General features: G+C 32.1%; 19 protein-coding genes, 1 tRNA gene and 1 pseudogene. 12 read left to right on the top strand and 9 right to left on the bottom strand.

Annotation, left to right across the window (positions count from 1 at the left end):
• Position 1 precedes the first annotated feature (1 nt).
• The 9 genes from sufD to L3J35_01620 all read left to right on the top strand — a co-directional run bounded on the left by sufD (position 2) and on the right by L3J35_01620 (position 7,766).
• Complete coding sequence (sufD, locus tag L3J35_01580) at positions 2-1,339, top strand: Fe-S cluster assembly protein SufD (protein MCF6364870.1); 1,338 nt, start codon at positions 2-4, stop codon at positions 1,337-1,339.
• A gap of 16 nt (positions 1,340-1,355) precedes the next feature.
• A complete protein-coding gene (locus tag L3J35_01585; GenBank protein MCF6364871.1) occupies positions 1,356-2,573 on the top strand; it encodes a cysteine desulfurase in 1,218 nt (405 codons plus the stop codon).
• Between the two features lie 4 nt (positions 2,574-2,577).
• The gene (locus L3J35_01590) at positions 2,578-3,000 is read left to right on the top strand and encodes a SufE family protein (protein MCF6364872.1); all 423 of its coding nucleotides are present in this window, start codon (positions 2,578-2,580) and stop codon (positions 2,998-3,000) included.
• Positions 3,001-3,060: 60 nt separating this feature from the next.
• Positions 3,061-3,561: a hypothetical protein gene (locus tag L3J35_01595; GenBank protein MCF6364873.1), complete on the top strand. Its 501-nt coding sequence runs from the start codon at positions 3,061-3,063 to the stop codon at positions 3,559-3,561.
• A gap of 11 nt (positions 3,562-3,572) precedes the next feature.
• Positions 3,573-3,890 carry an iron-sulfur cluster assembly protein gene (locus tag L3J35_01600; GenBank protein ID MCF6364874.1) on the top strand — a complete coding sequence of 106 codons (318 nt, stop codon included), beginning with the start codon at positions 3,573-3,575 and terminating at the stop codon, positions 3,888-3,890.
• A 1-nt stretch (position 3,891) separates the two neighbouring features.
• On the top strand, positions 3,892-4,815 hold the full coding sequence (gene queG, locus L3J35_01605) for a tRNA epoxyqueuosine(34) reductase QueG (protein ID MCF6364875.1): 924 nt from the start codon (positions 3,892-3,894) through the stop codon (positions 4,813-4,815).
• A 41-nt stretch (positions 4,816-4,856) separates the two neighbouring features.
• On the top strand, positions 4,857-5,552 hold the full coding sequence (locus L3J35_01610) for an SDR family oxidoreductase (GenBank protein MCF6364876.1): 696 nt from the start codon (positions 4,857-4,859) through the stop codon (positions 5,550-5,552).
• A gap of 7 nt (positions 5,553-5,559) precedes the next feature.
• Positions 5,560-6,576, top strand: coding sequence for a hypothetical protein (locus tag L3J35_01615; GenBank protein MCF6364877.1), 1,017 nt, complete (start codon positions 5,560-5,562; stop codon positions 6,574-6,576).
• 62 nt (positions 6,577-6,638) lie between these two features.
• Positions 6,639-7,766: a hypothetical protein gene (locus tag L3J35_01620; protein ID MCF6364878.1), complete on the top strand. Its 1,128-nt coding sequence runs from the start codon at positions 6,639-6,641 to the stop codon at positions 7,764-7,766.
• Here L3J35_01620 and L3J35_01625 read toward each other — a convergent pair.
• The 8 genes from L3J35_01625 to L3J35_01660 all read right to left on the bottom strand — a co-directional run bounded on the left by L3J35_01625 (position 7,756) and on the right by L3J35_01660 (position 14,879).
• On the bottom strand, positions 7,756-8,865 hold the full coding sequence (locus L3J35_01625; protein MCF6364879.1) for an AI-2E family transporter: 1,110 nt from the start codon (positions 8,863-8,865) through the stop codon (positions 7,756-7,758). The two genes, L3J35_01620 and L3J35_01625, sit on opposite strands and share 11 nt — an antisense overlap.
• Positions 8,865-9,773: a DUF6263 family protein gene (locus tag L3J35_01630; protein ID MCF6364880.1), complete on the bottom strand. Its 909-nt coding sequence runs from the start codon at positions 9,771-9,773 to the stop codon at positions 8,865-8,867. The genes L3J35_01625 and L3J35_01630 overlap by 1 nt, the downstream gene beginning before the upstream one ends.
• A gap of 24 nt (positions 9,774-9,797) precedes the next feature.
• Positions 9,798-10,988: a GTPase HflX gene (gene hflX, locus L3J35_01635; protein ID MCF6364881.1), complete on the bottom strand. Its 1,191-nt coding sequence runs from the start codon at positions 10,986-10,988 to the stop codon at positions 9,798-9,800.
• Positions 10,989-11,064: 76 nt separating this feature from the next.
• Positions 11,065-11,733 (bottom strand): energy transducer TonB, encoded by a 669-nt coding sequence (locus L3J35_01640; protein MCF6364882.1) that lies wholly within the window; start codon positions 11,731-11,733, stop codon positions 11,065-11,067.
• Positions 11,734-11,818: 85 nt separating this feature from the next.
• The gene (locus L3J35_01645) at positions 11,819-12,496 is read right to left on the bottom strand and encodes a TonB family protein (protein MCF6364883.1); all 678 of its coding nucleotides are present in this window, start codon (positions 12,494-12,496) and stop codon (positions 11,819-11,821) included.
• Between the two features lie 67 nt (positions 12,497-12,563).
• Complete coding sequence (locus L3J35_01650) at positions 12,564-13,148, bottom strand: energy transducer TonB (GenBank protein ID MCF6364884.1); 585 nt, start codon at positions 13,146-13,148, stop codon at positions 12,564-12,566.
• On the bottom strand, positions 13,148-14,518 hold the full coding sequence (locus L3J35_01655) for a peptidoglycan DD-metalloendopeptidase family protein (GenBank protein ID MCF6364885.1): 1,371 nt from the start codon (positions 14,516-14,518) through the stop codon (positions 13,148-13,150). The genes L3J35_01650 and L3J35_01655 overlap by 1 nt, the downstream gene beginning before the upstream one ends.
• Before the next feature lies 1 nt (position 14,519).
• Entirely contained in the window at positions 14,520-14,879 is a 360-nt protein-coding gene (locus L3J35_01660) for a BlaI/MecI/CopY family transcriptional regulator (GenBank protein MCF6364886.1), read from the bottom strand.
• Between the two features lie 195 nt (positions 14,880-15,074).
• On the opposite strand from L3J35_01660, the gene L3J35_01665 reads away from it, so the two are divergent.
• Positions 15,075-15,148 (top strand) — tRNA-Ala (locus tag L3J35_01665).
• A 30-nt stretch (positions 15,149-15,178) separates the two neighbouring features.
• Here L3J35_01665 and L3J35_01670 read toward each other — a convergent pair.
• Positions 15,179-16,153 (bottom strand): polyprenyl synthetase family protein, encoded by a 975-nt coding sequence (locus L3J35_01670; protein ID MCF6364887.1) that lies wholly within the window; start codon positions 16,151-16,153, stop codon positions 15,179-15,181.
• A gap of 40 nt (positions 16,154-16,193) precedes the next feature.
• Here L3J35_01670 and L3J35_01675 point away from each other — a divergent pair, with 40 nt between their 5' ends.
• Positions 16,194-18,665 carry a bifunctional UDP-N-acetylmuramoyl-tripeptide:D-alanyl-D-alanine ligase/alanine racemase gene (locus L3J35_01675; protein ID MCF6364888.1) on the top strand — a complete coding sequence of 824 codons (2,472 nt, stop codon included), beginning with the start codon at positions 16,194-16,196 and terminating at the stop codon, positions 18,663-18,665.
• Between the two features lie 119 nt (positions 18,666-18,784).
• Positions 18,785-19,296, top strand: a pseudogene (locus L3J35_01680) (ISAs1 family transposase).

The raw sequence follows: 19,296 nt of genomic DNA on the forward strand, positions 1-19,296 counted from the left end.
GATGATTAACTTGGAAGAAAAAAAGAAAGAACTATTAAATCTGTTAAAAACCGAAAATGCGTTTTTGTCTTCTGAAAAACTGTCGGATTGTATTAATGAAATTAACCAAACAAAAATACCTGACAGCAAGACGGAGGAATGGAAGAGTACAGACCTAAAACGCATTTTTAAGCACGGTTTTGTTCTCGGGAAAAAGAAACCGGTACCGGATGAATTTGTTGAAACATTTTCATTCTACGGCTTAAATGCAGACAGACTTGTTTTTGTAAACGGATATTTTATTCAGGAAAAATCTAAAATTTCACAATCAACGAATGATATATTTATTGGTTCGTTAAAAGATGCAAAAGGAAAATATAAAAAGCTGATTCAAGATAAATATTGCTCAACAAACTTACAAAAAAACAACTTTTTTGCAGCAATTAACTCGGTTTATGCACAAGACGGGGCTTTTATTTACATTCCTGATAATGTTGTAATAGAGAATCCTATACATCTTGTAAACTTTATTCACGGTGATAATCAAAAAGTTTTTTCTCAAACAAGAAATTTAATTATTACAGGAACACATACAAAAGTTAAAATAATAAGTTCATACCATTCATTTTCAGAAGATTTCACACTAAACAATGTTGTAACCGAAATTATTTGCGGAGAAAACTCATCGACAGAATTTTATATGTTTGAGGGAGAAGGAAACTTTGCAAGTCATATAAACAACACATTTATTAATCAAAACACAAACAGCATTTTTAAATCTAATACCGCAAGTTTATGCGGAACATTAGTCAGAAACGAAATACATGTTGATTTTCTCGGAGAAAATTGCGAAACAGATTTAAAAGGTGTTTACTTTCCCGACAAAGAACAACACTTTGACAATTATATAAACATCAAACATTCAAAACCTAATTGTAAAAGCAATCAACTTTACAAAGGGATTATTGACAATAAAGCAAAGTCTGTTTTTACAGGAAAAGTTTTTGTTGCTCCCGATGCTCAAAAAACGGATGCAACACAGTCAAATAAAAACTTGCTTTTAACGGATAATGCAACAGCACACAGCCGTCCGCAACTTGAAATATATGCCGATGACGTAAGTTGTGCTCACGGCTCCACAATAGGACAACTTGACAAAGAAGCCCTTTTTTATATGCAAACGAGAGGAATTCCTGAAAAAAAAGCTAAAATATTGCTAATGTCTGCATTTACGGCAGATGTTCTTGATGATATTTCCGTTAAACCATACCAAGATTTTGTAAGCTATCTGGTAAACAAGAGATTAAAAGGTCAAAAAACCGAAGGTCTCTGCTCTTTGAAAATTTGCCCGATTTGTTAAACTCTAAAACCTTACAATGATAAACATTGCTAAAATAAAATCTGACTTTCCGATATTACAACAAAAAATATACGGCAAAGATTTGGTGTACCTTGACAGCGGAGCAACAACACAAAAACCGGTTCAAGTTATTGAAAAAATCAAACAGGTTTATTCCGAGATAAACTCAAATATTCATCGAGGTGTGCATCTTCTGAGCAATAAATCTACCGAAGAATACGAAAATGCAAGGAAAACAGTTAAAGAATTCATTAATGCAAAAAGCACGAAGGAGGTTATATTTACGAAAGGGACAACAGAAGCAATAAATCTTGTTGCTTTTTCATTCGGAGAACTGTTTGTAAATGAGGCTGATGAAATTCTAATTGCAGAAACAGAGCATCATTCAAACATTGTTCCTTGGCAAATGATGTGCAAAAGAAAAAAAGGAAAACTTAAAGTTATTCCGGCAAAAGAAAACGGAGAGTTCGATATTGAAAAATTTAAAGCATTATTAAATCCCAAAACAAAACTTGTAGCAGTTGCTCACGTTTCCAACTCTTTGGGAATAATAAATCCGATAGAAGAAATTATTGACGAAGCACATAAGTTCGGAGCAAAAGTTTTAATTGACGGAGCACAAGCCGTACAACATTTAAAAGTTAATGTTCAAAAATTAAATTGTGATTTTTATGCTTTTTCCGGTCATAAAATTTATGCCGAAACCGGAATAGGTGTTTTATACGGAAAAGAAGATATATTAGAAAAACTTCCGCCCTATCAAGGTGGCGGAGATATGATAAAAACCGTTTCTTTTGAAAAAACAGAGTATGCAGATTTACCCTTAAAGTTTGAAGCCGGAACAGCAAACTATGTAGGAGCAATCAGCATGAGTGAAGCAATAAAATATATAAATAACATCGGATTAAGCGAAATTCAAAAGCATGAAACCGATTTGCTTAACTATGCAACAGAAAAACTTTCAGAAATTGACGGTTTAAAAATAATAGGAAAATCAAAACATAAAACATCTGCGATTTCATTTACATTGAAAAACATTCACCATTATGATGCCGGATTAATCCTTGACAAACTCGGCATTGCTGTAAGAACCGGCACACATTGTGCAGAACCTGCAATGAAACATTTCGGAATTACGGGAACAATAAGGGCAAGTTTTGCAATGTATAATACCAAAGAAGATGTTGACAAATTAATTGCCGGAATTAATAAAGTAAAAATAATGTTATCTTAAAAAAATGACGATACAAGAAGCACAAAACCAAATAATCGAAGAGTTTGCAATGTTTGACGAATGGATGGACAAATACGAATACATCATAGAACTCGGAAACAATTTAGAAGAATTTGGCGAAAAAAACAAAACACCGTCAAATTTAATTCAGGGGTGCCAATCAAGAGTCTGGTTAAACGGAGAAATGGAAAACGGAAAAATTATCTTTACGGCAGACAGTGATGCAATAATAACAAAAGGAATTATTGCTTTATTAGTCAAAATTTTAAGTAACAGAACACCCGAAGAAGTTATGAATGCAAATTTGTTTTTTATAGAAAAAATCGGACTTAGAGAAAATCTTTCCCCGACAAGGGCAAACGGCTTAGTTTCAATGATTAAAAACATGAAAGCATACGGTTTGGCATTTAATTCAATGATAAAATAAAAAATTAATATATTTGCACGTTAAGTATATTTATTAAAACAACATAAAACAGAATCTGATATGAAAAAAACAGCAATTTTATTAAGCCTTTTAATAACCCTTTCTTTCTCTTGTGATAAACGGTATAAGTTTTATGCATTTTACATCGAAAAAACCGTTGATGTTGAATTTGCAGCAGGAACAGTTGGTGATTTTGATTTAACACAAAGCGTAGAGATTTATATTGACAACTTACTGACCAAAGAAGGAACAGAAGCAGAACTTATTGAAGAGGTAACAATTGAAGAGGCAAGCTTATCGGAAAATAATTTTAATCGGTTTAATTCATTGGAACTATTTATATCTGCTGACGGCTTAACCGAAATTCCGTTAGCCAAAAGCGATACAACAAATTTATATGAAAGTAAAGTTTTACTAAATGGATCAAAAGAAAAAATGGATGAATACATTAAAGCTTCTACATTTAGTATAAAAACGACAGGTCAGTTGTCAAGCAGCGAAGCTCAAACTTTTAAAATTCCTGTTTACCTGAGATTTTTAGTTAAAACATATGTAAAATAAAATAATTGAAGATGGAGAAAGATATATTGCAGACAGAGAAAGAAATATTTAATGTATTAAAAACAATTTTCGACCCTGAAATTCCTGTTAATATCTATGATTTAGGATTAATATATGATGTTGAAGTTGATGAATACGATAATGTTGATGTTACAATGACTTTAACGGCTCCGAATTGTCCGGTAGCCGATAATATTTTAAAAGAGGTAAGAGATAAGGTGTCCGATATCGAAGGGACTAACAAAGTTCATGTCGAACTAACATTTGATCCGCCTTGGGATAAAACAATGATGTCTGAACAAGCAAAATTAGAACTCGGGTTTTTGTAATTTGAATAGTACAAAAAAAAATACAGAACTAATTAAAGCTGAGGCAAAACGTCTCGGCTTTTTTGCATGCGGAATTTCAAAATCCCGTTTTCTCGAAGAAGAAGCAAAACATCTGGAAAATTGGTTGAAATCCGGAATGAACGGAACAATGTCCTATATGGAAAATTATTTTGACAAAAGGCTTGATCCGACAAAGTTAGTTCCGGGCTCAAAATCAGTAATCTCATTATTACTTCCGTATTATCCGAAGAAGCTTCAAAAACACAAAGGTGCACCGGTAATTTCAAAATATGCATACGGAGAAGATTATCATTTTGTTTTAAAAGATAAGATGAAAGATTTAATGATTTTTATCCGTCAAAAAATTGGTAAAATTTCCGGAAGAGCATTTACCGACAGTGCTCCGGTTATGGATAAAAAGTGGGCAGAATTATCCGGAATTGCATGGCGAGGGAAACATTCAAATATGCTTACAAAACACGGTTCTTTTTTCTTTATCGGAGAACTAATTATTGATGTTGAATTAGAATATGACAAACCAATGAACTCATACTGCGGAACTTGCACCCTTTGTATTGATGCATGCCCCACAAATGCAATCGAAGAGCCTTATGTAGTAAATGCAAACAAGTGTATTTCATATTTAACAATAGAATTTAAAGAAAATTTACCCGAAGAGCTGAAAAATAAATTTAATAACAGAGTTTTCGGCTGTGATATTTGCCAAGATGTTTGTCCTCATAACCGAAAGCCGTTGTTTCATAATGAAGAACGATTTATTCCTCATCCGAATTTACTTGAAATGACAAAAACCGAATGGCATGAAATAACAGAAGATGTTTTCAGGAAGATATTTAAAAAATCAGCAGTTAAACGAACAAAATTTAAAGGATTTAAAAGAAACTTAGATTTCGTTAAGCAATAAACTTATGTTATTTTTGTTAAATATTTTAAACAGAATTAAAAATGAAACGAAAAATATTAATAACAGGAGCAAGCAAAGGAATAGGTCGAGCCGAAGCCGTAAGGTTAGCAAAAAACAATGAACTGTATTTACATGCTTCAAAATTATCCTCTTTTAAAAAAGGTATAAGCAATGCTCATTATTTCGGGTATGATTTTTCTAAAACAGAATCGGTAAATCCTTTTATTGATGAGTTAAAACAAAAAACAGACTCTCTTGATGTTTTTGTAAGTAACGCAGGAGTAATGGTTCTTGAAAGTTTTTCAAAGTTTAAAGACGAAGAAATAAGTCGTTTGATTACCTTAAACCTTCATTCTCACCTTTTGTTAACGAAAAAACTGATTCCTCTTTTACTTAAAAGCGACAACCCGCACATTGTGTTTATGTCATCAATGTCTGCCAAAAGCAAAATAGAAGGAGAGTCGGTATATGCGGCAACAAAAGCAGGTATTATGCAATTTGCTCACGTTTTAAGAAACGAACTTGCCGGAAAAATAAGGGTGTCAACAATACACTCTTGGGGTGTAAATACTTGGGGAGACCCGGAAGGCTCACCGATTTTAGTTCCTGAAAATGTTGCTGAAACTCTTGAGTTTATCATATCTCGCGAAAGACCTTTTGTAATAGAATCAATAGATTTAAGCCACGAAATGCAATGGAAGGGCTCTTCTGCTCCGTGGTCACCAAAAAAAAATTAACTTTTGTATGAAACAGATTTCATTTATTTTTCTCTTATCGGCAATTTTAATTTCTTCTTGCAAAAACAACAGCAAATATAATGTTGATATTTCAGACATTAATGTCGAAATAAAAGTAATGCGATTTGAAAAAGATTTGTTTAAATTTAATCTTGACAGTGCTGATTTTTATGTTAACGAATATGAGCAAAAATACGGAGAGTTCTTTAAGCTGTATAATAGTCAGGTAATTGGAACGGGAGATTCCGAAGATGAATATTATGCACAAAACTTAAATGAATTTCTCAGATATTGGAAGCCGAAAGAAATTAATATTATTATTGAAAATGAATTTTCGGATTTTGAAAAAGATCAACTTCCTGTAATTGAAGAAACGTTTAAATATTATAAATACTATTTTCCCGAAAATCATGTTCCGGAACTGATTACATATTTTTCTTCATTCGGATATTCGGTTGTAATGCTTGACAGCACTGTCGGTTTGGGTTTAGATAAATATTTGGGGTTGCACAATTCAGATGTGTATGATAAAGTCGGTTACAGCAGGTACCAAAAGAGGCGAATGATAAAAGAAATGATTCCCGTTGATATAATGCGTTTAATGGCTGAGTCAGATTATCCTTACGACCCGGAAGAATCCGACAACTTTTTAGATAACATCATCTATGAAGGAAAGATGCAATATTATTTAAATTGTATGCTCCCAAAAACTGCCGATACGTTAAAGTGGCGTTATACCAAAAAACAACTTGCATGGGCAACAAAACACGAACAAAAAATTTGGAATTATATTGCAGAACGAAAGTTGCTTTTTTCAACCGATAAGTTGGAAATTCGCAAATTTACGGGAGAAGGACCGTACACCTCTGTTTTTACTGACATTTCGGCTCCGAGGGCAGGAGCATTTATTGGCTATAAAATAGTTGAAAGTTATATGAAACACAATTTCCAAACCGGCTTAAAAGAACTTTTAGAGGAAAAAGATGCTCGAAAAATTTTATCGGGAGCGAAATACAGTCCGTAAAACAAACAGATATAACGACTTTAATTGTTTCTGTGTATTTATTAAATTAACTGAACAACACAATGTTTGTAAAACAGCTATTCGACAATTACGAACTTTATAAAGAAAAAAGTTTAGCCCACAGAAGGATTAAACATAAAGATATTTTACCCTTGGTTTTAAAAAGAAGCTCTGTTTTTAAAGTTCAAGAAGTCGGAAAATCATTCGAGGGCAGAGAAATTTTTGTTTTGAAAACAGGAACGGGTAAGACAAAGGTTATGTTGTGGTCGCAAATGCACGGCAACGAACCTACCGCAACTCAAACTCTTTTTGATATCTTTAACCTTTTTGAAAAACCGAAAAGTTTACAAACAGAGATAAATGAAATATTAAAAGCCTGTACATTGTATTTTATTCCGATGCTTAACCCCGACGGGGCAGAACAATTTAAAAGAAGGAATGCTCAAGATATTGATATTAACCGAGATGCGTTACGACTTGCAGCACCGGAAAGTAATATATTAATGAACTTAAGAGATAAGCTTAATGCTGATTTCGGTTTTAATTTGCATGACCAAGATATTTGGTATTCTGCCGGAAATACAAAAAACCCGGCAACACTGTCTTTTTTGGCACCAACTTTCAATACAGCAAAAGATATTGATGAGAAAAGAAAAAAATCAATGCAATTAATTGTGTCAATAAATAATATGTTGCAAGAATTTATACCCGGTCAAACAGCAAAATATGATGACACATTTATGCCGACCGCTTTCGGAGACAATATTCAAAAAAGAGGTACGAGTACAATCCTGATAGAGTCCGGCGGTTATAAAAATGACGTTGAAAAGCAATTTGTGCGGAAGTTAAATTTTATAAGTATTTTGCATGCACTAAAACAAATTGCAAATAAATCATTTCATAAAGAGAGGGTTTCTTTATATGATAAAATCCCGTTCAATAAAAAAAACAAACTCTTCGATTTTATATTACGAAACACAACGATTTCCGGAAAATTCGGAGAATATAATGCCGACATAGGAATAAGGAGCCGAAGTTTAATTGAGAAAGATATTTTTACCGTTGATGACATAGGAGATTTATCTCAAAACAATGCTTTTTATGAGGTTGATTTAAAGAAAAAGAAAATACAACAAATAAAAATCGGGGCAAATGCACAAAAATTAATTGGTGCCTTTTTTACGAAGTAGGGCTTTTTTCTTCTGTACCCTTATTCATTTCTTCTAAATTATCTTTATATTTTTTTCCGTATTGATCCCAAATCAGTATAAACAAACCCGTAAGTAAAGGTCCGGCAAGAAAACCGATAACACCCAGCCATAACAAACCGCCCAAACTTGCAATAAGAGCAATAGCTGTGTGCATTCCGCTTCTGTTTGCATCAAGCCTGGGGCGAACAAGATTCTGATTAATTAAAATAACACCGGTTCCGGCACCGAGCAAAATAAATGCCGTTGTGTAATCTCCTAACAATAAGTGAATTAAAAATGCCGGCACCATAATGCTGTTTGTTCCTACAAGAGGAATTATTGATAAGCCTGCCATAATTATCCCCCAAAAAACAGGAGACGGAATTCCCAGCAGGGCAAATAAAATACCGCCGTATGTTCCTTCAATAATACCGAGCATAAAAGAGTTTATAACAATTGCATCCGTAACTTTTTCTATGTTATCCATTAGTTCTTTTTCGTCTTCATCTTTTAGGGGAATTAAATATTGAAGCCGTTCCAACAACTTATCTCCGTCGGCAAACATAAAATACAGCAAAAACAGTAAAATAAACACATGAATAAGTGTGTATGTTAATCCGGTAAATGTTTTTTCAAGAATTACAACAGCCCATTCTGTTGCTGTTGAAACAAGCTCATCAAGTTTATCCTCAAAATCTGAGAACTTCATTTTATTAATATGTTCTCCGAGAAGCGGAACATCTGCAAATCGGGCTTTAATAGTTTCTTCCGTAAGCTGTTCTTTTATAGCCGGCCATTGGTTTTTTATTTTGGTGTAGTTTTCTCCGGCTTCGTTTGCAACAATAAAACCTATAAACATAAGCGGAATTACAATTGTGAAAAAAACCATAATTGTGGTTAATCCCGCTGCTTTTTTAGTATTTCCGTTAAATTTTTTTCTGAACCAACGAAATGGTCTTTTAAAAAGAATTACCAAAATCAAAGCTAAAAAGCTGTCTCCGATAAAAGGTAAAAATATGTTATAAAAGGCAACAGAAAGTGCTATCAGAATTAAAAAAAAGAATACTTCTTGAAGAGAAAAACTTAGTTTATTTCGCATTATTTCTCAATTTTATATGTTTTAACAGAAATTATATTTGTTATTTCAATAGGCCAAGTAAAAGCGGATTCGGAACTTTCAGAATACTTCATTCCTGCAGTTCCTTTTATGTGTTGTGTTGCATACGATTCTTTTACCATGCATGAATTTTTAAACAAAGTGTATGTTCCGGCTGATTTTCCCTCCATATCATAATTAAGAAAGATGCCGTTGGTGTTTAAACCGTCATTTTTATCGGTAAATATATTTGATGTGTGGTTTATGGTATATGTATCATTCGTTATTTCTTTAAGTGTGCAGATTGTATTATAAACTTTCAAGATATTAACCTTTATTGTATCACTTGTTTTCCAGCTTTCTTTTTCTTGTACGCTTTTTATCGGAAATTTTGAAACCGGAGATATTCTTTTTATCATTTCTTCTCCGAACCGTTTTTTAAGCATTGTTTTTGAACTTTCATCGAGTTCGTTAACCGAATCAAGTTTAAAAACATTATTTAAGCTGTCAATTTTCAATATTTCGCCTCTTGCGTTTATTTCAACATAAAAACTTTTATTGATTATTGTTGACAAATAATAGCTTAGCGGAGAATCTTCAACAATACTGTCGGAATCAAATACAGAAACATTATCTTGGTTTTCAATTTCGGTTCGGATTCTTTTGTATGTAACTTTAATGTGGTAGGTGCTGTCATTGGGGTTGGCATTTACAAAAAATAAATACGTGATAAAATCTTTCTTTTTAATTATCTCTTTTTGCCCCATAATAATCTGCTCGGTAAGAGATTCAATTTTATTTTCAACAATAAATGCGTCACCTTTTTTAAGCTTAAGTCGCAATTCTGTTTTGTTTTGCGAAACCCCGGCTATATATGCAAACAGAAGAAAGGTTAAAAAAAATTGTTTCATTAATTATTGGTTAATCTTTCAAATTTAATATAAAAAATCATTATACGGATAACGAATTTTATGAATCTTCACAACCTCTTTATAAATCTTGTCTTTTAAGGCTACAATGTTTTGTTTCTTTTTAGCAGAAATAAAAACAGAATCTTCTTCTTTTGCAAACCACATTTTTTTTAATTCATCAAGAGAGTAGTTTTCTTTTGTTACGAGGCTTAAATCGTCTTCGTCCTTTTTTGTATATTTGTAATTGTCAATTTTGTTGAAAACGGTAAATGTTTTTTTTGTTCCTGCCCCTATTTCTTTCAAAGTGTTGTTTACTACATCAATTTGCTCTTCAAAATTAGCATGCGAAATGTCAACAACATGAATTAAAAGGTCTGATTCTCGCACCTCATCGAGGGTAGATTTAAATGATTCTATTAAATTATGGGGCAATTTTCTGATAAATCCTACGGTATCGGCAATTAAAAACGGTAAATTTTCTATTACTACTTTTCTTACGGTTGTGTCAAGTGTTGCAAAAAGTTTGTTTTCGGCAAAAATATCAGATTTGCTTAATAAATTTGTTAAGGTTGATTTTCCGACATTTGTATAGCCTACAATAGCAACTCTTACTAATTTCCCTCTGTTTTTTCTTTGAACTGCTTTTTGCTTATCTATTTTTTTTAACCGTCCTTTCAGAAGAGATATTTTATCTCGGACAATCCTTCGGTCAGTTTCAATTTCTTTTTCTCCCGGACCTCTTAGTCCAATCCCTCCTCTTTGTCTTTCAAGGTGTGTCCACATACCTCTTAATCGAGGCAATAAGTATTCATATTGTGCTAACTCAACCTGGGTTTTTGCATGTGATGTTCTTGCTCTGCTTGCAAAAATATCTAATATTAAATTTGTTCTGTCGAGAACTTTACAGTTTAATTCTTTTTCGATATTACGAAGTTGTGAGGGACTGAGTTCATCGTCAAAAATTATTGAATCAACCTTTTCTGCTTTAATGAAAGCTTTTATTTCAAGAAATTTACCGGACCCTACAAATGTTTTAGAGTCAGGAGTATTTCGTTTTTGCTTAAATTGTTTTTTTACGACCGCTCCGGCAGTATGTGCTAAAAATTCAAGTTCGTTTAGGTATTCCTGAACTTGTTCTTCTGTTTGTCCTTGGGTGATGATTCCGACTAATACGGCAGTTTCTTTTTCGTTTTTTTTCTTTGCTTTTTCAATCATCTTTTTTTGTAATTAACAAAAAACAGCCGGTTAGCGGCTGTTTTTATTTTAATTTCTTTTAAAATTATACCAAAGTTTAATTTAGTTTAAATGTTACCGGAAGAGAAAACCAAACATTCACTTTTCTTCCGTTCTGCACACCCGGCTTAAATCTTGCAAGTTTTTTTACAACTTTAATCGCTTCTTCGTCAAGAAGAGGGTCAACACCTTTTTGCAGTTCAACTTTCCCGACAGCTCCGGTTTTTGTTACTTCAAACCTTAGATAAACTGTTCCTTGTATTCCGTTTTCTCTTGCAACAGCAGGGTAATTCACATTGCTTCCTATCCATCTTCTTAGTGCCATAATTCCTCCGGGGTATTCCGGCATGTTTTTTACAAATACAAAAATTTCATCGTCAACAACTTCTTCTTCATCAAGATTAATGTCTTCATCTTCATCAAAATCACTGAAGTCAAATTCGGTATCCGCAATGTCTTCGTTGTCTTCAACAATGTCAAACACTTCTAATGCTTGTTGTTGCTGTTGTTCCTGTGGTTGCTCGGGTTCAACTTCTTGGTCTTGTCTTGTAACATCCATCATTTCTTCTTCTTGTATGTTTTCTTCGTTACTGAAATCTTCAACCGTAGAAGGTGATTGCCATTGAAATGCAGAAACCAGAAGCCCGAGGCTGATAATTAAACTTACAGCTAAAAATAATAGCTTATATCTTTCGAGATTTGCTTTCGGATTTTTTTTAATTTCCATTGTTTTGTGTTTTAAAAAGTTAATAAATGTTTTTGACATTAACTTTTGAGCGGCTCAAAGTTAACAATTTTTTATTTAAATAAAATTAATTTGTCTTAAGTTTAAAGGAAATGGGTATAGAAAACCAAACATTTACTTTGGCTCCGTTATGCATTCCGGGTTTAAATTTGGGTAGTTTTTTAATGACATCTGTTGATGCGTCTTCGAGCATTTCATCAACAACCCCTTTATTCATTATTTCAATTTTACCGACAGTTCCTTTTTTTGTTACTTCAAATCTAAGATAAACAGTTCCTTCAATGCCGTTTTCTCTTGCAACTGCCGGATAGTTTATATTTCTTGCAATAAATCGTTGCAATGCGGGGATTCCTCCCGGAGGTTCCGGCATTGTTGATGCGAAAACTAAGGGTGTGTTGTCGATTTCGTCCGGATAGTCGTCAATCGGAGGATTTCCCCAATCAATATCCGGACCTTCAATATTTGTTGTGTCAGGTATTACGTTTATTAAATCTGTAATAAAACTTTTGATAATCTGTTGTTTTGTTTCGGTTTTCGGTTTCGGTTTTTCTATTTCAGAGGTTGTTACGGTTGCGTGTATTTCTTCCGGAATCTCTCCCTCATTATTTGTATAACTTTCAACTAAAGCATCCGACTGCCATTTGAATGCTGATACAACAATTGCAATCGCAATTATTAATCCGATCGACAAAAACAATGTTTTTGTTTTTTCTAAATTTGCTTTTACGCTTTTTTTCTTTTCCATGACGTTTGATTTTGAGTATTAATAATTATGTTTCCTTGTTCCTTGTATGTATTTACTGATTTAAATTTTAATTACTTATAAATATTACCGGTAAAATTTGCTTACTTTCAACCGGCTTTCCGTTTGCTTCTGCCGGTTTCCAGTCGGGCATTGCATTAATCAGCCTTAATGCTTCTGTGTCAATTAAAGGATGAATGCTTCTTATAGTTTTTGCATCTTTTATTTTTCCGCTTTCATCAATTATAAAACTTACGTTTACTCTTCCTTGGATATTTTTTTTCTTTGCTTCTTCGGAATATTGCTTTTCTTTATCAAAATATTCTCGTAATGCTTTTTCGCCTCCCGTAAATTGTGCTTGTTTATTAATGTTTAAATTTAAATTACTTCGTTCTGTGTTTGAAAGTTCAATGTTATTCTTCGTATTTAAAAAGCTCATTTTACTCGGAACAGGAGGTTTGATGTCTCCGCTTTTAAACTTTTGTTTTTCAATTTCAAGATTTATTTGAGTAAATCCTGCAGGTTTTTCTTTTGTGTATGAACTTTTTGTTTCGAAAATGATTAAAACAATCAACAAAGATGCTATAATGCTTATTTGCAGCAGCAAGCCTCTTCCTTTTTCTAATTTGTTGATATGTTTTTTTCTGTTGTTCATTATTGATAAATGTTTTCGGGATTTTTATATTTGCCGTCTTTCATAAGTTTAATACTTACAGACGGGTACAATCTTAAATCTCCGGTTAACCCGATTATATCTCCTTTGTTAACTTTATCATTTTCTTTTATTGTTGTTTTGTATAAACCGATATATTCCACAATATCTCCTGTTTCCAATTCAATTATTATTGTTATTTCCGTTAAGCCGAATATGTCTTTTCTTTTAATATGTGATACCTTTCCGTTGCCTATTGCATAAACTTTTGAATAATCTTTTACTTCATATGTTGCCTCTTTATGAGAAATCGTGTATTGCAGGGCTTTATTAATGTTTTCTTCTTTCCCTCTCATAACTTCTCCGGGCAACATGTTTTCGAAAAACGGACTTATTAATTTATAATTTCCTTTTTCAAAGGGTGTGCAAAATTCTTTATTCGTTTTAGAGCCTGCAAGTACATACTCATTTGTTGTTGAGACAATTATCCACATTGCAAAAACCGTTGCCAATAAAACCGGTATTGAAATTGCAAAGCGAATTTTCCTTACTTTTTCTTTTTCGGGAAATGTTATCAGTTTAATTCTGCTCTTTATTTCATCTTTCGAAAAACTGCTTACTGAAATTGCATGAGAACAGTGGGTTGATAATTTTAAGATTAACCGAGAATAATCAGGAGCATTTTTGTTTCCGGTTAATTCATTATCAACAATAAATTCGTGTATTATTTTTATGTTTGCCGAAATTAATCTTGAAACAGGATTAAACCAGAATACGGCTCTGAAAATTTCGAAAATCAAATTATCAATTGTGTGTTTTTGTTTTGCATGTATTTTTTCATGTCTTAATATCTGATTTTTCTCCTCATCATTTAAAGTTTCAAAGTTTTTATTTACAAAAATATTATTGGAAAAACTAAATGCCGTATTTTCAGAATTTGTAAATATTAATGTAAAGCCTTTTTCTTTTATTTTCTTGCTGTTGCTTTTCAATCTTAAAACTGAAATAATGCTTCTTATAATAATAAACACATACCTTATAAACCCGGATAACCAAACAATAAAAAAGATTTCCTTTAGTGGGATATTCGACCAAAATGTTTTTGGATTATTTAAATAGCTGTTTTCAACATTAATCAACCCAAAGCTTTCACTCTTCGAAACACCTATTATACTATCAATTTTAAAAATGATTGCTTCGGAATTAAATATTGTCGGCAAAAGAGGAATAACAAAGCTTAATAATAAAAAAGCAAAGAAATAATACCTGCTCCAAACAAAATATGCTAATTTGAAATACAAATATCTGTAAAACAAGAAAAAGATACTTGTTAAAACAGAAACTTCGAGTATGTATATCAAAAAGTTTTGCATTTTATTTTTCGTTTTTATCAATTAGTTTCATCATTTCTTCAATATCTTTTTCGTCTAATTTGTTTTCTTGCACCATATAAGAAACCATTTTCTTGTAAGAGTTGTCAAAATAATCGGCTACAACGGTCTTAAATATTTGTTTTCTGTATCGTTTTTTTGAAATTTTCGGAGAATATTCATACGTATTCCCGTATTGTTTATATTTCAAAAATCTTTTTTTTTCTAAAATCCTGACAACCGAAGAAATTGTATTATAAGGAGGATTATCAGAGAGTTTTGCAATAATATCTTTTACAAATCCTTTTTTTATTTCCCAAAAAATTTGCATTATTTCTTCTTCTCTTTTTGTTAATGCTTCCATTTTTATTTGATTTAAATTGTTATTTTGATACAAAGCTACAACTTGTTTTTTAATTATGCAACTATTGTGCCAGTTAATTAACTTGAAAAGCAGTTGAAAAACTTGTGTTTGCGTTATTTCATTGTGTGTTGCGAGAAAAATGTTTTTAAAAAATTATGTAATCAAGAAGAAATGTGTATTTTTGCAAACCAAAAAGGGGCATTAACTCAGTCGGCTAGAGTGTCACGCTGGCAGCGTGGAAGTCATCGGTTCGAATCCGATATGCTCCACAAAGACCAAAATAATTTTATTTTCGGTCTTTATTTTTTTCGAGATACTAATAAATTCGCAAAATCGTAAAGCTCTTCTTTTTTTCCTGCTTGTAAAGGAACACTGTTTAAAGAATTAAGAGCCTTTTGATGAAGTTTTTTGATCTTTTGCTCTGTTGTAGTTTTAATGTTCAACTTATCATAAATTTTAATAACAACCGCGATTTTTTCTTTGTCATTTATTGACTTATTATTTATACGCTCAATAAGTTTTTTTGAAGTTTCCGAATCTGATTTTTCTAATGCATTGATCAACAAAAAGGTTTTTTTGCCGGTTAAAATGTCATTTCCGTTTTGCTTTCCGAATAAATTTTCATCAGCATAAACATCTAATAAATCATCTTGAATTTGAAATGCTAATCCTATACTTAATCCGAATTCATATAACAAATTTGCTTGCTTATCCGTTGCTCCTCCGCATATAGCTCCGGCTTTTAAAGATGCAGCAATTAAAACCGCCGTTTTCAATTTTATCATATTCAAATATTCCGGTTCCGAAACTTTTTTTTGTGTTTCAAAATCCATGTCATATTGCTGCCCTTCACACACCTGTAGAGCCGTATCGTTAAACACGGGGAAAACCTTTACAAAAAGTTCTGCCGGTAAATCTTTCAAAAAATCATACGCTTTAATCATCATTGCATCTCCCGAAAGTATTGCCGTATTCTTATTCCATTTTAAGTGAACAGTTTCTTTATTCCTTCTTATCGGAGAGTTATCCATAATATCATCATGCAATAATGTGAAGTTATGAAAAATCTCAAATGCCAATGCAACAGGTATTGCAATTTCAATCTTTTCCGAAAACATATTACATGCAGCCAAAGCTAATGCCGGTCTTATTCTTTTGCCGCCTGCATCAAGCATATATTTTATCGGAACATATAAATTTGAAGGGTTTTCACCAAAATTAAGACTGTTAATTTCTTGCGAAATCTTTTCTTGTAACTGATTTATAGTGTACATTTAAGAATTAGTTTATTTTTGCACTACAAAAGTAACAATAATGACCGAAATTTCTTTACAAAAACTCGCAGAAGTCGTTTCCGGAAAATTAATCGGCAAGTCCGAACAAGTCGTTTCCGAAATAATTACGGACAGCAGAAGTTTTGTTTCTTCTGAGAAATCAATCTTTTTTGCATTGAAAAGTAAACGAAATGACGGACATAAGTACATTAATGACTTATACAAAAGAGGAATGTCAAATTTTGTGGTTTCAGAATACCGCAATCAATTTAAAGAATTAACAAATGCACGCTTTATTATTGTTGATAATACTATGGATACTTTGCATAAATTGGCAAAATATTACAGAGACACCTTTAATTCTGAAGTTCTTGCTGTTATCGGCAGTAACGGAAAAACTATCGTAAAAGAATGGTTGTATCAATTGTTACATGATGAAATTAACATTGTAAGAAGTCCGAAAAGTTATAATTCTCAACTCGGAGTTCCTTTGTCTTTATGCCTTTTAGAAAAAAAATATCAAACAGGAATTATTGAAGCCGGAATTTCGGAGCCGGACGAAATGGAAAACTTAGAAAAAATTATTAAACCTGATACGGTTATTTTTACTGCATTCGGAGAAGCACATCAAGAAAACTTTAAAAATCTTCAAGAAAAAGCAATTGAAAAACTTAAAATGTGCAAACATGCCGAAACTGTAATTTTTTCTCCGAACTTTCAAATTATTGCCGATTTAATTAAAAAAGATAAAAATTTTAACAATAAAAACCTTTTTACTTGGTCTTTAAAAAACAAAGCCGCTGATTTATTTGTTGAAAAAGTTGCAAAATCAGAAACAAATACAAATTTAACAGTCGTCTACAAAAACAAAGCAATAAAATACAAAATTCCTTTTATTGATGATGCGTCCGTTAAAAATTCATTGTCTTGTTTAAGCTATATTATTTCGCAAAATTTACTTAACGACAGCATATTAGAACGATTTTCTCATTTAGAACCGATTGAAATGAGGATTGAACAAAAACAAGGCATTAACAATTGTGTTTTAATAAATGATTCATATAATTCTGATATTAACTCATTGAAAATTGCTGTTGATTTATTAAAAAACCTTTCGAAGCACATGGATAAAACCATTATTTTATCAGATATCAACCAAAGCGGAATGTCTGATAAAGATCTTTATGAAACAGTTTCAAAAATTATAAAAAATAATAATATTAACCGTTTTATCGGGATCGGAGAAAAAATAAGTGCTCACAAAGACTTTTTTAACGAAAAAATTAATTCTTCTTTTTATACATCAACTAAAGATTTTTTGAAAGACGATTTCATAAAATTATTTCAAAATGAGGTAATATTATTAAAAGGTTCCAGAGTTTTTAAATTTGAAAAAATTTCAGAGGCATTAGAGTTAAAAAAACACCGAACCGTACTGGAAATTAACTTAGAAGCCCTCACACATAACTTTAATTATTACAAATCCTTACTTCCGCCCGGAACCAAAACTATGGTAATGGTAAAAGCATTATCGTACGGCAGCGGAACATCTAAAATTTCCGAATTATTACAATACCACCAAGTTGATTATCTCGGAGTTGCCATTGCCGATGAGGGCGTCAGCTTAAGAAAAGCCGGTATCACAACTAAAATTATGGTAATGAATCCGGACGAAAACAGCATTTCGGATATTATTGACTATAAATTAGAACCGGAAATATACAGTTTCAATATTTTAGAAACATTTTTAAATAAATTAAAAGATTATTCCGGCATAAAATTACCGATACATATTAAAGTTGATACCGGAATGATGCGTCTCGGATTTTGTGATTTTGAAATTGATGCTCTGTTAAAAAAACTTCAAAATACCAAATTGCTTTTTGTGAAATCTGTTTTTTCACATCTTGCAGCATCAGATGAGCCTCAACATGATGAGTTTACAAACACACAAATTAATAAGTTTAAAGAAATCTGCAATAATTTTTCGGCAGGATTAAATTATAAGTTTATAAAACATATTGCAAATACATCGGGAATTGAACGATTTCCGAATGCTGTGTTTGATATGGTAAGAATAGGCATTGGACTATACGGTTTTAACGGTGCCGACAATGCAAACCTGATGAATGTCAGCACATTAAAAACAAGGATAATACAAATTAAAACCGTTCTTAAAAATGAAACCGTTGGTTACGGAAGAAAATGGATTGCAAAACGTAACAGTAAAATTGCTGTTATTCCTATCGGCTATGCAGACGGCTTAAGTAGAAAATTCAGTAACGAAACAGGAAGCGTTTTAATAAACAAACAAAAAGCAGTAATTATAGGTAATGTATGTATGGATATGTGTATGATTGATATTACCGACATTGATGCAAAAGAAAACGATGAGGTTATTATTTTCGGAGATGACTATCCGGCAAGTGAAATTGCAAAGAAACTAAATACGATTTCTTATGAGGTTATTACACGCGTTTCTGAACGAGTGAAAAGAATCTATTTGGGATAATTTAGGTTCCCTCTTTTCAGGGCAAACTCATACTTTTTTAATTGAAAACACTTTCAAAAATTGTCTTTTTTCTTATTAATTATTTGCATATTAGCCTGTTAGATAAACAGTTAAAAGGTATGAAAAAAGATAATAAACTAGTGGGCATTTTTGGCAGTACAGACGACCCCGGAAGCCATGTAAACCAACTTCACAAACTAAACGACATCCTCCTAATTGGCATAGTCTCAGTTATTTGCGGAGCTGAAACATGGAAGCAAATGGTAGAGTTTGCGAATTCAAAAGTGGGTTTTTTAAAAGAATTCCTAGAATTACCTAATGGAATTCCGTCAGAAGACACAATCAACAGATTATTTTCTTCAATTGACAGTTCTCAATTTGAAAGTTGTTTTATAGATTGGGTTAATTCAATATCAAATATATCAAAGGGGCAAGTTATTGCAATTGACGGAAAAGCATTAATAGGAGCTAAGTCAGAAGGAAAGAAATCTCCCGTACAACATGGTCAGTGCATGGGCAAATCAAAACAATTTAGTTTTAGGTCAAGTAAGAGTTAATGATAAATCAAATGAGATTACGGCAATACCGGAACTATTAGAAACATTACTAATTGAAGGCAATATTATAACGA

This window comes from Bacteroidales bacterium, assembly GCA_021648725.1.
Lineage (GTDB): Bacteria > Bacteroidota > Bacteroidia > Bacteroidales > JAADGE01 > JAADGE01.

Coding starts and splice junctions, on each gene's coding strand:
- L3J35_01675 (MCF6364888.1), top strand. CDS start 16,194: ATGACCGAAATTTCTTTACAAAAACTCGCAGAAGTCGTTTCCGGAAAA.
- L3J35_01625 (MCF6364879.1), bottom strand. CDS start 8,865: ATGCGAAATAAACTAAGTTTTTCTCTTCAAGAAGTATTCTTTTTTTTA.
- L3J35_01610 (MCF6364876.1), top strand. CDS start 4,857: ATGAAACGAAAAATATTAATAACAGGAGCAAGCAAAGGAATAGGTCGA.
- L3J35_01640 (MCF6364882.1), bottom strand. CDS start 11,733: ATGGAAATTAAAAAAAATCCGAAAGCAAATCTCGAAAGATATAAGCTA.
- L3J35_01595 (MCF6364873.1), top strand. CDS start 3,061: ATGAAAAAAACAGCAATTTTATTAAGCCTTTTAATAACCCTTTCTTTC.
- L3J35_01615 (MCF6364877.1), top strand. CDS start 5,560: ATGAAACAGATTTCATTTATTTTTCTCTTATCGGCAATTTTAATTTCT.
- L3J35_01600 (MCF6364874.1), top strand. CDS start 3,573: ATGGAGAAAGATATATTGCAGACAGAGAAAGAAATATTTAATGTATTA.
- hflX (MCF6364881.1), bottom strand. CDS start 10,988: ATGATTGAAAAAGCAAAGAAAAAAAACGAAAAAGAAACTGCCGTATTA.
- L3J35_01655 (MCF6364885.1), bottom strand. CDS start 14,518: ATGCAAAACTTTTTGATATACATACTCGAAGTTTCTGTTTTAACAAGT.
- L3J35_01650 (MCF6364884.1), bottom strand. CDS start 13,148: ATGAACAACAGAAAAAAACATATCAACAAATTAGAAAAAGGAAGAGGC.
- L3J35_01590 (MCF6364872.1), top strand. CDS start 2,578: ATGACGATACAAGAAGCACAAAACCAAATAATCGAAGAGTTTGCAATG.
- sufD (MCF6364870.1), top strand. CDS start 2: ATGATTAACTTGGAAGAAAAAAAGAAAGAACTATTAAATCTGTTAAAA.
- L3J35_01620 (MCF6364878.1), top strand. CDS start 6,639: ATGTTTGTAAAACAGCTATTCGACAATTACGAACTTTATAAAGAAAAA.
- L3J35_01645 (MCF6364883.1), bottom strand. CDS start 12,496: ATGGAAAAGAAAAAAAGCGTAAAAGCAAATTTAGAAAAAACAAAAACA.
- L3J35_01660 (MCF6364886.1), bottom strand. CDS start 14,879: ATGGAAGCATTAACAAAAAGAGAAGAAGAAATAATGCAAATTTTTTGG.
- L3J35_01630 (MCF6364880.1), bottom strand. CDS start 9,773: ATGAAACAATTTTTTTTAACCTTTCTTCTGTTTGCATATATAGCCGGG.
- L3J35_01585 (MCF6364871.1), top strand. CDS start 1,356: ATGATAAACATTGCTAAAATAAAATCTGACTTTCCGATATTACAACAA.
- L3J35_01670 (MCF6364887.1), bottom strand. CDS start 16,153: ATGTACACTATAAATCAGTTACAAGAAAAGATTTCGCAAGAAATTAAC.